Genomic DNA, 13,489 nt, shown 5'->3' with positions numbered 1-13,489 from the left:
GGTCTCACATTAAAGGCCCTTGGACACAGCCATGCAGGCTGTACCCCGGCTGAATGAAAACAATTTTATTACGTTTGTACCGTGACAGCCGTCAACGTGCAGCGTCTAATGAGCACCTGACTTATGGAGACTTTACCCATGCGTAAATCCGCTTTGCTGGTGGCGACCTTTACCACCATGTCGCTGCTGCTGGGAGGCTGTGCCTCGAGCCTGACCGGTGACAGCTACTCCCGTGATGAAGCCCGCCGCGTGCAAACCGTACGCATGGGCACCATCGAATCGCTGCGTCCGGTCAAGATCGAGGGTACCAAGACCCCGATCGGCGGTGGTGCTGGCGCGATCGTCGGTGGTGTGGCCGGCAGCGCGGTGGGGGGTGGCCGCGGCAGCATCGTCGCTGCAGTGATCGGTGCGGTGGCCGGTGGCCTGGCCGGTTCCGCTGCCGAGGAAGGCTTGACCCGCACCCAGGGTGTGGAGATCACCGTACGTGAAGACGACGGCAGCATGCGTGCCTATGTGCAGGCGGTGCAGGAAAACGAAATCTTCCGAGTTGGTGACCGTGTGCGCATCATGACTGTCGACGGTACCAGCCGCGTCTCGCACTGACCGTCATGCCGTAAAACAAAACCCCGACATGGCGGCTGCCAGTCGGGGTTTTTTAATGCCTCGCGCTTAACCTGCGGTAGACCTGCGGCTGGCCATGGCGGTGACGGCATAGCCGATAACAGCGGCGAAGAACGAGCCGGTCAGGATGCCCATGCGGTCCATGCCCGCGTAGTCGCTGCTACCCGGTACGAAGGCGAGCGAACCCACGAACAGGCTCATGGTAAAGCCGATGCCACAGAGTATCGCCACCCCGAGCAACTGCCCCCAGCTGGCCCCTGCAGGCAGTGCGGCCAGGCGCAGTTTGACTGCCAGCCAGGTAAGGCCGAATACACCCACCGTCTTGCCCAGCAACAGGCCAGCTGTGATACCCAGCGGCACGGGGTGGGTAAAGCTCTGCACGCTCATGCCCGCCAGCGAAACGCCGGCATTGGCGAAGGCGAACAGCGGCAGGATGGCGTAGGCCACCCAGGGTTGCAGGGCATGTTCAAGGGCCAGTAGTGGTGAAGTTTCGGCGTTGCGCGTTCGCAGCGGGATGCACAGGGCCAGGGCGACACCGGCCAGGGTGGCATGCACGCCGCTCTTGAGCACGCAGACCCACAGGATCAGACCAACCACCATGTAGGGCCCAAGCTTGACCACGCCAAGGCGGTTCATCGCCACCAGCACCACCAGGCAGGCTGCGGCCAACAGCAGCGAGAGGCTGGACAAGGTGCCGGAGTAGAACAGCGCGATGACTATGATCGCCCCCAGATCGTCGATGATCGCCAAGGTCATCAGGAACAGCTTCAGCGATACCGGCACGCGCTTGCCCAGCAAGGCCAATACACCTAGGGCGAAGGCGATGTCGGTAGCGGTAGGGATTGCCCATCCGGCAACGGCGGCAGGGTCGTGACGGTTGATGAACCAGTAGATCAGCGCGGGTACTACCATGCCGCCGACGGCGGCCGTGGCAGGTAGCACGATCTGCGACGGTTTGGACAGGTGGCCATCGACTACCTCGCGCTTGACCTCCAGGCCGATCAGCAGGAAGAACAGGGCCATCAGGCCGTCGTTGATCCACAGCAGCAATGGCTTGGCGATGTTCAGCGCGCCGACCTGGACCGCGACGGGCACGTCGAGCAAGCCACTGTACAGGTAGGACAGTGGCGAATTGTTGATGACCAGTGCCAGCACGGCGGCGGCTATCAGTAGCAGCCCGCTGGCGGCTTCAAGCTGGAAGAAACGGGTGAACAGGCTACGCACGGGCTGTTGGCTCTCCATGAGCAGTTTAAGAATGGTACGGGCGTACACCCTAGCCTGTAGGGATATGCTTTAAAACAAAAACTATATTCGTTTTCGTTATATGTTGTTGCAGACAGGCCTGGAGCAAGCCTAGATGGATTCAGGGAAGGAAGGGGGAGGGGAAGTCTGGAGTCTGGGGTGGGTTTTTCTGATGCCTGCCAGGGCCCTTTCGCGGGCAAACCGCTCCTGCAGTGAGATCACTGTCACGTGCATGAGCGGGTGTACCCGCGAAGAATGCCTGTCTGTCTATGAAACTGTCAGAGCCCGAGCATATCCCGTGCCACCGCCTCGGCAATACGAATGCCATCGACACCTGCCGACAGGATCCCGCCGGCATAACCGGCCCCTTCACCCGCCGGGAACAGCCCCTTGACGTTCAGGCTCTGGTAATCCTCTGCGCGGGTAATCCGCAATGGCGACGAGGTACGCGTCTCGATCCCGGTCAACACCGCGTCATGCAGGTTGTAACCCTTGATCTGCCGATCGAACGCCGGCAACGCCTCGCGGATCGCCTCGATGGCAAAGTCCGGCAAGCTCGGCGCCAGGTCACCCAAAGTCACGCCCGGCTTGTAGGACGGCTCGACACTGCCCAATGCGGTCGATGGCCGGCCGGCGACAAAGTCGCCTACCAGTTGCGCCGGGGCCTGGTAGTTGCTGCCACCCATCACGTAGGCATGGGCTTCCAGACGCTCCTGCAGCTCGATACCGGCCAGTGGGCCGCCCGGGTAGTCGCGTTCGGGGTCGATGCCGACGACGATGCCGGAGTTGGCATTGCGCTCGTTACGCGAGTACTGGCTCATGCCGTTGGTAACCACCCGGCCCGGCTCGCTGGTGGCCGCGACCACGGTGCCACCTGGGCACATGCAGAAGCTGTACACCGAGCGGCCGTTCTTGGCGTGATACACCAGCTTGTAATCGGCAGCACCGAGTTTCGGGTGGCCGGCGTACTTGCCCAGGCGTGCCTTGTCGATCAGCGTTTGCGGGTGTTCGATACGGAAGCCTACCGAAAACGGCTTGGCTTCCATGTACACGCCCTTGGCGTGCAGCATGCGGAAGGTGTCGCGGGCACTATGGCCCAGGGCCAGGACGACATGACGTGAATGCAGTTGCTCGCCACTTTCCAGGACCACACCCGTCAGTTGGCCATTGTCGATCAGCAGGTCGGTGACCTTCTCCTGAAAGCGCACTTCTGCACCCAGGGCGATCATGTCCTGGCGCATTTGCTCGACCATGCCGGTAAGGCGGAAGGTACCGATGTGCGGCTTGTTGATGTAGAGGATTTCGTCCGGCGCACCGGCCTTGACGAATTCTTCCAGCACCTTGCGGCCGTGGTGTTGCGGGTCTTTGATCTGGCTGTAGAGCTTGCCGTCGGAGAAGGTGCCGGCGCCGCCTTCACCGAACTGCACGTTGGACTCAGGGTTGAGCACGCTTTTGCGCCACAGGCCCCAGGTGTCCTTGGTGCGCTGGCGCACTTCCTTGCCGCGTTCGAGGATGATCGGCTTGAAGCCCATTTGTGCCAGCAGCAGGCCGGCAAAGATGCCGCACGGGCCGAAACCGACCACGATCGGGCGCTCCTGCAGGTCGGCCGGGGCCTGGCCAACGAACTTGTAGGTAACGTCCGGGGCGGGACCGATGTTGCGATCGTCGGCGAACTTGTCGAGCAGTTCGGCTTCGTTGCTGGCTTCCAGGTCGATGGTGTAGATGAACAGCAGTTCGCTGTTCTTCTTGCGCGCATCGTAGCTGCGCTTGAACAGGTTGAAGCTGAGCAGTTGCTCGTCGCGGATGCCCAGGCGCTGGACAATGGCTTCGCGCAACGCTTCGTCGGGATGGTCCAGGGGCAGCTTCAGTTCGGTGATTCGTAGCATGGCAGGGTCCAGTATCCCGGCCATGGGCGGCCGGCGGCTTTACTCAAACCGCCAAGTATAAGCTGTTAGCCGCCCCGACTGGCAGGATAAAAGCGCCCGGCGATCAGTTGTCGCGCGCGCCACCGTAGTAACCGCAGCCTCGCAGGGTCTGACCGTCGATGCGCAGTTCGGCGCGCAGGTGGTGGACGGCGCCGGTGGCGCTGTCGACGCAGCGTTGCGGGGCCACCCACAGTTCCACGTGCTGGCCGTTGGCTTCGCTGGTCAGGGTCAGGCCGCCGCCGGGCACTTCTTCTTCGAGGAATGGCAAGGGCAGCGGGTCTTTGCCGATGCGGTTGAGCACCATGCCCTTGCCGCTGGCCTTGATGTCCCAGTCCGGTTCATGGCCATTGGCGCGCAGGGTCAGCTGCTTGAAGTTGGGATCGTCGCAAGCACGGGTGGAGGGCTCCAGGCGGTACAGGCGGCTGACCTCCAGCAGGCCGTCGTTGTCGGCCTGCTTGGCGCCAGTGAGGCGACCGCGCACGTCGGCGAACAACTTGGCGTTGGCGTCCTTGGCCAGGTTGGCGGACTCCTGCAGGATGCCGGTGCCGGCGACGTCGTTGATCACGAAGCGGCGTGCTTCGCCGCAGGGCTTGAACAACAGGCGGCCGCCGTTGGCGCTCAGTTCGCCCTGCATGCGCGTGGTGCCGATGTTCGGGTCACGGGGCTGCTCGGCCAGTAACTGGCAGCCAGCGAACAGGGGCAGCATGGCACTGAGCAGCAGGGTAGGGGTGAGGCGCATGGGGCGGGCTCCGGGAAATCTTTGCCAAAGAGCTGGCCACGATACACGTCCTGCGGGCAGAAAAAAGGGCCCGAAGGCCCTTTTTCATTCAACCCCCCAGGTAGGCATCGCGCACCTTCGGGTCGGTCAGCAGTGCCTCACCGGTACCCTGCATCACTACCCGGCCGTTCTCCAGCACATACGCCCGGTCGGCGATTTTCAGCGCCTGGTTGGCGTTCTGCTCCACCAGGAACACTGTCACACCATCGCGGCGTAGCTGTTCGATGATATCGAAGATCTGCTGGATGATGATCGGTGCCAGGCCCAGCGAAGGCTCATCGAGCAGCAGCAGCTTGGGCTTGCTCATCAGCGCTCGGCCGATGGCCAGCATCTGCTGCTCACCACCGGACATGGTCCCGCCGCGCTGGATGTAACGCTCTTTCAGGCGCGGGAACAGTTGCAGGACCTTGTCCAGTTGCTCCTGATAGTCGCCCTTGTCGGTGAAGAAACCGCCCATGGCCAGGTTTTCCTCGACGGTCAGGCGAGCGAACACGCGACGGCCTTCCGGCACTACCGCGATGCTCTTGCGCATGATGTGCGATGACGGCTGGCCAACCAGTTCTTCACCCAGGTACTTGATGCTGCCGCTATGCGCCTGCGGCGAACCGCACAGGGTCATCAGCAAGGTCGACTTGCCGGCACCGTTGGCGCCGATCAGGGTGACGATCTCGCCCTGGTTGATCTCTACGTTGACGCTGTGCAGCGCCTGGATCTTGCCGTAGAAAGTGGAAACGTTTTCAAACTTCAGCATTTACGCTTCCCCCAGGTAGGCTTTGATCACGTCAGGGTTGTCGCGGATCTCTTCCGGCGTGCCGTGGGCCAGGGGGGTACCCTGGTTGATCACCACGATATGGTCGGAGATGCTCATCACCAGCTTCATGTCGTGCTCGATCAGCAGCACGGTGACGTTGTGCGACTCACGCAGGTAGGCGATCAGAGCCTTGAGGTCTTCGGTTTCCTTCGGGTTCAGGCCAGCCGCCGGTTCATCGAGCATGATGATGCGTGGCTGGGTCATCATGCAGCGGGCGATTTCCAGGCGGCGTTGCTGCCCGTAGGCGAGGGTGCCGGCGGTACGGTTGGCGAATTCGGTCAGGTTGACCTTCTCCAGCCAGTACTGCGCGCGTTCCATGGCCTCCTTCTCACTGCGGCGGAAGCCCGGGGTCTTGAACAGGCCGGCGAAGAAGTTGGTGTTGAGGTGGCGGTGCTGGGCGATCAGCAGGTTTTCCAGTGCGGTCATTTCCTTGAACAGGCGCACGTTCTGGAAGGTCCGCACCACGCCCTTGCGGGCGATCTGGTGGCCGGCCAGGCCCTGAATCGGCTGGCCATCGAGCAGGATGGTGCCGCCGCTGGGCTTGTAGAAGCCGGTCAGGCAGTTGAACACGGTGGTCTTGCCGGCGCCGTTCGGGCCGATCAATGCCACCACCTGTTTTTCCTTGACGGTCAGGGCCACGCCGTTGACCGCCAACAAGCCGCCGAAGCGCATGCTCAGGCCGCTGACTTGCAGAATTTCACGGCTCATCGATGCAGCTCCATGTGTGGACGTTGCATAGGCAGCAAGCCTTGCGGACGCCAGATCATCATCAACACCATCAGCGCACCGAACATCAGCATCCGGTATTCGCTGAACTCACGCATCAGCTCGGGCAGCAGGATCATCACGATGGCCGCGAGGATCACGCCCAGTTGTGAGCCCATGCCGCCGAGCACGACGATGGCGAGGATGATCGCCGACTCGATGAAGGTAAACGACTCCGGTGTGACCAGGCCCTGGCGCGCGGCGAAGAAGCTGCCGGCGAAACCGGCGAAGCAGGCACCCAGGGTGAACGCCGAGAGCTTGATCACGGTCGGGTTCAGGCCCAGTGCACGGCAGGCGATCTCGTCTTCACGCAGTGCTTCCCAGGCACGGCCGATCGGCATGCGCAGCAGGCGGTTGATCACGAACAGCGCCAGCAGCGCCAGCAGCAGGGCCACCAGGTAAAGGAAGATGACCTTGTTGATCGAGTTGTACTCCAGCCCGAAGAACTCGTGGAAGGTCTGCATGCCCTCTGCGGCACGACGTTCGAAGGTGAGGCCAAAGAACTCCGGCTTGGGGATGTTGCTGATGCCGTTCGGGCCACCGGTCCAGTCGGTGAGGTTACGCAGGAACAGGCGGATGATCTCGCCGAAGCCGAGGGTCACGATCGCCAGGTAATCACCACGCAGGCGCAGCACCGGGAAGCCGAGGAGGAAACCGAAGGTGGCAGCCATCAGGCCGGCGATCGGCAGGCACACCCAGAAGCTCCAGCCCAGGTAGTGCGAGAGCATGGCGTAGCTGTAGGCGCCGACGGCGTAGAAACCGACGTAACCGAGATCGAGCAGGCCTGCCAGGCCGACCACGATGTTCAGGCCCAGGCCCAGCAACACGTAGATCAGGATCAGCGTGGCAATGTCGACCGCGCCGCGCGAACCGAAGAACGGCCATACCAGGGCCGCGACGATCAGCCCCATGATCACATAGCGCTGGGTTTTCGGCAGGGTCAGGTAGTTGCTGACAGCCGGCGGGATCAGTTTGCGATCCGAACGGCGGCCCATCACCGCGCTCCACTGCTTGTCGAACAGTACGCGCAGGAACATCAGCACCGAACACACGGCGATGATGCTGATGGTGAAGGAGCCCTGGCTGTGCACGACCAGGCTGATGCCGTCGATGCTCAGTTTCAGGCCCAGCACCGGGAAGGCCACGGCCCATACCAGCAAGGCGCTGAAGAACGCCTGTTTGAGATTTCTGTTCATACTTTTTCAACCTCCGGGCGGCCGAGGATGCCGGTCGGCCGGAACAGCAGGACAAGAACCAACAAGCCGAATGCCACCACGTCCTTGTACTGGTCGCCGAAGATATCGGCGCCGAACGCTTCGGCCACGCCCAGCACCAGCCCGCCGAGCATGGCGCCCGGGATGCTGCCGATGCCGCCCAGTACCGCCGCGGTGAAGGCCTTCAGGCCCACCAGGAAACCGGCGTTGGGGTTGATCACCCCGTACTGCATGCTCAGCAGCACGGCCGCTACGGCGGCCAGGGCGGCACCGATGACGAAGGTGAGGGCGATGATGTTGTTGGTGTTGATGCCCAGCAGGTTGGCCATCTTGATGTCCTCGGCGCAGGCGCGGCAGGCGCGGCCCAGGCGGGAGCGGGAGATGAACAGGGTGAGCAGGGTCATGGCGACCAGGGTGACCACGAACACCAGGATCTGCATGTAGCTGATCAGTACTTCTTCAGCACCGCCTGGCCCGAACGAGAAGCTGCCGGGTATCAGGTTGGGGATGGACTTGTCCTTGGAGTCCTGCGAGAGCAAGACCGTGTTCTGCAGGAAAATCGACATGCCGATGGCGGAAATCAGCGGGATCAGACGGTTGCTGTTGCGCAGGGGGCGGTAGGCAACCCGTTCGATGCTGTAGCCATAGGCGCTGGTGACGAAGATCGTCGCGACGAAGGCGACGGTCATCAGGATCGGCAACGAATGGATACCCATCATGGCCAGGCCCGCCAGGGCGATGAAGGCCACGTAGGAACCGATCATGTACACCTCGCCGTGGGCGAAGTTGATCATGCCAATGATGCCGTACACCATCGTGTAGCCGATGGCGATCAAGGCATAGGTGCTGCCGATGGTCAATCCATTAACCAGTTGTTGGAAGAAATGGTAGATCTCAGGCATTACAGCGCTCCTAAAAACCTGATTTGCATTTCGCTGGCGGGGGTAAGGCCAGGAAACCGCGGGTGACGGTTTTAAGATTTTCAGGTGGGCCCGCCCCCGGATCGCGGGGATCAGGCCCATGAACCTCGTAAAACAAAGCCCACTGCTCGCACAGTGGGCTTTTACGGTCAGCTATTTAGTCACGCAGTTACTGAGGGGAGACTTCAGTCTTCGGCTTGCCGAAGTGCCATTCGTAGACCACGAACTTGAAGTCTTTCAGGTCGCCTTTCTCGTCGTACGACAGGGTGCCGGTCGGGGTCTTGAAGGAACCGGCGTGGATGGCGGCTGCCACCTTGTCGGTGTCTTCGGACTTGGCCGCTTCGATACCTTTGGCGATCAGCTCCACAGCCGAGTAGGCCGGGAACACGAACGGGCCGCTCGGGTCCTTGCCGTCAGCCTTGATGGCGTCGACGATGGCCTTGTTCTCAGGGTCGGCGTCGAACGACTTCGGCAGGGTGACCAGCAGGCCTTCGGAAGCACCTTGGGCGATCTGCGAGATGGAGTCGTTACCCACGCCTTCCGGGCCCATGAACTTGGCTTTCAGGCCTTTTTCCTGGGCTTGGCGCAGGATCAGGCCCAGCTCTGGGTGGTAGCCGCCGTAGTAGACGAAGTCGACATTGTTTTGCTTGAGCTTCTGGATGATCGAGGAGAAGTCCTTGTCACCGGCGTTCAGGCCTTCGAAGACAGCAACCTTGGTGCCTTTCTTCTCGAGGGTCTGCTTGACCGCGGTGGCGATGCCTTCACCGTACTGCTGCTTGTCGTGCAGAACGGCAACGACCTTCGGCTTGACGTGGTCGGCGATGTAGTTGCCGGCAGCCGGGCCCTGAGCGCTGTCCAGGCCGATGGTGCGGAAGATCAGCTTGTAGCCACGGGCGGTGATTTCCGGCGAAGTGGCGGCCGGGGTGATCATGATCACGCCTTCGTCTTCGTAGATGTCGGACGCAGGCTGGGTGGAGCTGGAGCACAGGTGGCCGATGACAAACTTGACGCCGTCGTTGACCACTTTGTTGGCGACTGCCACGGCCTGTTTAGGGTCGCAGGCGTCGTCGTATTCCTTGGCTTCGAGCATCTTGCCATCGACGCCGCCCTTGGCGTTGATATCCTTGATGGCTTGCTTGGCGCCGATGAACTGCATGTCGCCGTACTGGGTCACGGGACCCGTCTTAGGACCGGCGATGCCGATCTTGATGGTATCGGCGGCAAACGAATGGCTGGCTACCCCGGCCAGTACCATCGCGGCGAACAGCTTGGAAATCTTGATCATAGTGCTCCACTCATTCTGTTGTAATTCTTATAGTCCTGGCGGCCAGGGCTACAGACCGGGCGGGATTTGCGGCGTGGCCATGCCAACGCGCAAGCCCACCTTCCCCCGGAACATGTCCCGGAACTGTACCGGTACAGTGTAGAGCGCTGTTCGCGCGCTTGAAAAGCGGGCAAAAAGTACCTGTTCCGCGGGTTGTCGCATGATCGACACAAAGATACAAAAAGGCGCCATCAATTTGCCTGCATCTTGAGCCCCACCCCACAACTTCGGGGCTAATCGACCAAATTACATATTTGAAACCGGGTTTTTCTGCAAAAATGCCGGCCATTTTTATTGGCCGATTTTTGCGGATACCACCCATGACTGATCAAACAAGCACCCTCTATGCCAAATTGGTTGGCGAGACAGCAATCATCGAGTGGAAAGCGCTGGAGCGTTTCTGGGCAAAGGGTGACCTGATTTGGGTCGACCCCAGCCTCGACCTGATCACCGTTGCCGAGGCGATGGCCGAGAATCGCAGCGAGATCTTCGCCAAGTGGCGTAGTGATGGCACTGTCGGACCGGTATCGGCCGAGCAGGCGCTGGACCTGCAAACCCGCGATCCAGAGATCTGGGCCGTGGTGGTTTCGCCGTTCATCGTGATCCAGGTGAAGCGACCGGCTGAAGCGTGATCTTTTTTTGTGCGCAAAAATGCGCAGCAGCCCCGTTTTGGTGCGTGAAGGCGTTCAAGGCGGGTGGAGGTAAGTAACAATTCGGCGTGGCGGTAACAGTTTACGGGATGCGTAATGTGTCCTTGGTCCTACCAGGCCCGCTCGTGGCCAGCCTGGAAATGTTCGAATGAGTCAGGAGTCATCGATGAGTACTGCACTACCTTCGCTTGGATTCGCCGGTATCGGCCTGATGGGCCTGCCCATGTGCCGACGCCTGCTGGCTGCGGGTTATCCGCTGACCGTGTGGAACCGCAGCCCGGACAAGTGCGCTGCGCTGGTCGCCGCCGGCGCGCGCCTGGCCAACAGCCCGGCCGAGCTGTGTCGTGACAGCGACATGGTGCTGCTGTGCCTGGCCGACACCGCAGTGGTGCGCGAAGTAGTGTTTGGTGAGCAAGGCATTGCCCAGGGTGGGCGCAGCGGCCAGTTGCTGATCGATTTCTCCAGCCTCGAACCCACCGCCACCCGTGAAATGGCCGCTGAACTGGCGGTGCTGTGCGGGATGGCTTGGCTGGATGCGCCGGTTTCTGGCGGCACGCCCGGCGCCGAATCTGGCACCCTGGCGATCATGGTCGGCGGCGAAACGGCAGACCTGCAGCGTGCGTACCCGGTTTTGCAGGTGCTGGGCCAGCGGGTGACGCACATGGGCGCGGTAGGTGCCGGCCAGGTGACCAAGGCCTGCAACCAGATGATCGTGGCCTGCAATGCTTTGGTGATTGCTGAAGTGGTGGCACTGGCCGAACAGTCCGGGGTGGACGCGACACTGATTGCCGAAGCGCTTGCCGGCGGTTTTGCCGATTCAAAACCGCTGCAGATCCTTGCGCCACAAATGGCCGAAAGCCGGTTCGAACCGATCAAGTGGCATGTGCGCACGTTGCTCAAGGACCTCGATGGCGCGGTCAAGTTCTCACGCGAGCAGGGTTCGGCAACACCGCTCAGTGGCCTCGCCGCGCAATTGATGCGCCTGCACGGTAGCCAGGGGTATCTGCATAAAGATCCGGCGACCCTGGTAGAGCTGTATCGCAACAAGGGCTGAGCACAGCATCCTGGCGCAGCCGCTCAAGCAGTGGCTGCAGTTCGCCCATCGGCAGTGGGCGCGCCAGCAGGTAGCCCTGCAGGTAGTCGCAGCCATGGCTTTCAAGAAACGCACGTTGCTCGGGGGTTTCCACACCCTCGCTGACCACCTGCAGGTGCAGGGTGTGCGCCATGATGATGATCGCCTGGACGATTTCACGGTCTTTCTGGCTGCCAGGCACATCCTGCAGGAAAGTGCGGTCGATCTTCAGCACGTCCAGCGGCAGGCGTTTGAGATAGGCGAGGGATGAGTAACCGGTGCCGAAATCGTCGATCGACAGAGCCACGCCCAGGGCACGAACGCGCTTGAGCAGATTGACAGTGCGCTGGATATCACCCATCAGGGCGTTTTCGGTTATCTCCAGCTCCAGCTGGCGCGCCGAAAGCCCGGCATGGAACAGCGCCATTTCCACTTCGTGGGGGAGTTCGTCGTGGCTCAAGGTCACAGCCGAGCAATTGACCGTGACCTTGAGCTCGCCATAACCGTGGCGTTGCAGGTAGGCGAGGTCGGCACAGGCGTGGCGCAGCACCCACAGGTCAAGGTCGATGATCAGGCCGTTGGCTTCGGCAATACCGATAAAGCGATCGGGGCCGAGTAGGCCATGCTGCGGATGCTGCCAGCGCACCAAGGCCTCCAGTTTGGCCACATGCCCATGGCTCAGGTCAAAAATTGGCTGGTAATACACGCACAGACCGCGCTCTTCCAGCAGGGCCAGGCGCAGCTCTTCTTCCAGTTGCAAGGCAATCGAGGCCCGCGCCTTCAGGCTGTCGTTGAAGAAGTTCAGGCTGTTGCGCCCGTTGTCCTTGGATTGATACAGGGCCAGGTCGGCATGCTTGAGCAGCTCTTCGGCGGTTTTGCCATCGTCCGGGAAAATACTGATGCCGATGCTGGTGGTCATGACCATGCGCCGGCCGCCAAGGTCGATGGGGTCTTTCATGCGTTGCATGATGCGCTGGCCGAGGTGGCGGGCTTCATCACGGTTGTTGAGGCTGGTGACCACGCAGAATTCGTCGCCGCCAAAGCGCGCCACCAGGTCGTGGCTACGGGTGGCGGCCTTGATGTGGTTGGCAATCACCTTGAGCAGCTGGTCTCCGGCGTCGTGGCCGAGGCTGTCATTGATGCGCTTGAAATGGTCGATGTCGAGGAACATTACCGCCAGGCGGCTTTCGCTGGCCTGGTGCTCAGCCAGGCGTTCGGCGAGCACCTGGTTGAAGCCACGGCGGTTGACCAGGTTGGTCAGGGCGTCATAGTGGGCCGCCTGCTGCAGCGAAGCGCGGGCTTGGTCCAGCTGGCTGAGCAGCTCGCTGACCCGGCGCAGGTCGTGGTCCTTGCTTTGCAGCTTTTTGTCCGCCAGTGCGGCACTGATGCTCGCGCCACTGATCAGCAAGGTGATGAAGCCAATGCCCAGCGCCAGTTGGAGGCTGTTGTCGCCAGACGGCAGACGTAGCGCGGTATCGGCCGGAATGACCAGGGTCATGGCCGACATCGCGGTAAAGTGGGTGGCAACGATGCCGCCCGCCATCAGCAGGCTGGCGCCATATTTCATGGCTTGGTACAGGGTACCGCTGCCATTGCGGAAATAGCGGGCCATGCACAGTGCAGCCAGGCTGGTGAGCAGGGCAATGGCGGCGGAGGTCAGTAGCAGCCCGGTCTGGTAGTACTGGCGGGCGCCGGTTTCCATCGCGGCCATGCCGACAAAGTGCATCAGGATGATACCCAGGCCAATCAGTACTGCGCTTTGCACGAAATGCCACCCACGCATCTGCTTGCGTTCGAGGCTGTGCATGGCCAGCCAGGCCACGCCCAGGGCGATAAGCAGCGAAAGGATGGTCAAGGAAACGTCGTAGTGCACTTCCACCGGGGCCTGAAAGGCCAGCATGCTGATGAAATGCATGGCCCAGATGCCACCGGCCAGGCAGCAGGCGCCAAGCATGTTCCATTGTCGGTGTGCGGTGGGGTCGTCGCTGTGAGACTGGCGCTCAGCCATGTCGAGGGTGGCGAAGCAGGCTGCGCAGGCGACGAAATAGGCGAGCAGAACCAGCAGCGGCTCATGCCGACAATCGATGACGATACGCCCGGATGCCGGAAGATCGGCGAACAGTTGCAGCCCCAGCCACTCCATGGAATGCCTCTTGATCGAGTTTTC

Annotated in this window: 12 protein-coding genes; 3 read left to right on the top strand and 9 right to left on the bottom strand. The window is 61.6% G+C overall.

The genetic code is table 11. The features are described 5' to 3' along the window. Positions 1-138: 138 nt before the first annotated feature. Positions 139-603, top strand: a complete 465-nt coding sequence (locus E8E68_RS14065; protein ID WP_009684613.1) for a glycine zipper 2TM domain-containing protein — start codon at positions 139-141, stop codon at positions 601-603. A gap of 66 nt (positions 604-669) precedes the next feature. Here E8E68_RS14065 and nhaA read toward each other — a convergent pair whose 3' ends face one another. The 8 genes from nhaA to E8E68_RS14025 form a co-directional block, all read right to left on the bottom strand. Next, the gene (gene nhaA, locus E8E68_RS14060; RefSeq protein WP_280342307.1) at positions 670-1,863 is read right to left on the bottom strand and encodes a Na+/H+ antiporter NhaA; all 1,194 of its coding nucleotides are present in this window, start codon (positions 1,861-1,863) and stop codon (positions 670-672) included. Positions 1,864-2,141: 278 nt separating this feature from the next. After that, a complete protein-coding gene (locus E8E68_RS14055; protein ID WP_110742855.1) occupies positions 2,142-3,749 on the bottom strand; it encodes an NAD(P)/FAD-dependent oxidoreductase in 1,608 nt (535 codons plus the stop codon). Between the two features lie 103 nt (positions 3,750-3,852). Then, positions 3,853-4,527, bottom strand: a complete 675-nt coding sequence (locus tag E8E68_RS14050) for a hypothetical protein (protein WP_280342302.1) — start codon at positions 4,525-4,527, stop codon at positions 3,853-3,855. An 88-nt stretch (positions 4,528-4,615) separates the two neighbouring features. Continuing rightward, positions 4,616-5,317, bottom strand: coding sequence for an ABC transporter ATP-binding protein (locus E8E68_RS14045; RefSeq protein WP_003254879.1), 702 nt, complete (start codon positions 5,315-5,317; stop codon positions 4,616-4,618). Further along, on the bottom strand, positions 5,318-6,085 hold the full coding sequence (gene livG / locus E8E68_RS14040; protein ID WP_110742859.1) for a high-affinity branched-chain amino acid ABC transporter ATP-binding protein LivG: 768 nt from the start codon (positions 6,083-6,085) through the stop codon (positions 5,318-5,320). It lies immediately after the preceding gene. Further along, positions 6,082-7,338 (bottom strand): high-affinity branched-chain amino acid ABC transporter permease LivM, encoded by a 1,257-nt coding sequence (locus tag E8E68_RS14035; protein ID WP_110742860.1) that lies wholly within the window; start codon positions 7,336-7,338, stop codon positions 6,082-6,084. The genes livG and E8E68_RS14035 overlap by 4 nt, the downstream gene beginning before the upstream one ends. Then, positions 7,335-8,258, bottom strand: coding sequence for a high-affinity branched-chain amino acid ABC transporter permease LivH (livH, locus tag E8E68_RS14030; protein ID WP_008097482.1), 924 nt, complete (start codon positions 8,256-8,258; stop codon positions 7,335-7,337). Before livH ends, E8E68_RS14035 begins: the two co-directional genes overlap by 4 nt. Positions 8,259-8,445: 187 nt before the next feature. Beyond that, entirely contained in the window at positions 8,446-9,561 is a 1,116-nt protein-coding gene (locus E8E68_RS14025) for a branched-chain amino acid ABC transporter substrate-binding protein (protein WP_027918931.1), read from the bottom strand. 359 nt (positions 9,562-9,920) lie between these two features. Between E8E68_RS14025 and E8E68_RS14020 the strand changes: the two genes are divergently transcribed. Together E8E68_RS14020 and E8E68_RS14015 are read left to right on the top strand one after the other, a co-directional pair. Continuing rightward, complete coding sequence (locus E8E68_RS14020; RefSeq protein ID WP_280342286.1) at positions 9,921-10,232, top strand: DUF2288 domain-containing protein; 312 nt, start codon at positions 9,921-9,923, stop codon at positions 10,230-10,232. Positions 10,233-10,416: 184 nt separating this feature from the next. Continuing rightward, entirely contained in the window at positions 10,417-11,304 is an 888-nt protein-coding gene (locus E8E68_RS14015; protein ID WP_280342283.1) for an NAD(P)-dependent oxidoreductase, read from the top strand. On the opposite strand, the gene E8E68_RS14010 is transcribed toward E8E68_RS14015, so the two are convergent. Then, positions 11,204-13,465: a bifunctional diguanylate cyclase/phosphodiesterase gene (locus tag E8E68_RS14010; protein ID WP_280342281.1), complete on the bottom strand. Its 2,262-nt coding sequence runs from the start codon at positions 13,463-13,465 to the stop codon at positions 11,204-11,206. The two genes, E8E68_RS14015 and E8E68_RS14010, sit on opposite strands and share 101 nt — an antisense overlap. Positions 13,466-13,489 lie beyond the last annotated feature (24 nt).

Origin of the sequence: Pseudomonas sp. BN607, assembly GCF_029871175.1 — a bacterium.
Classification (GTDB): domain Bacteria; phylum Pseudomonadota; class Gammaproteobacteria; order Pseudomonadales; family Pseudomonadaceae; genus Aquipseudomonas.
This window is presented reverse-complemented; position numbering and strand designations above follow the sequence as displayed.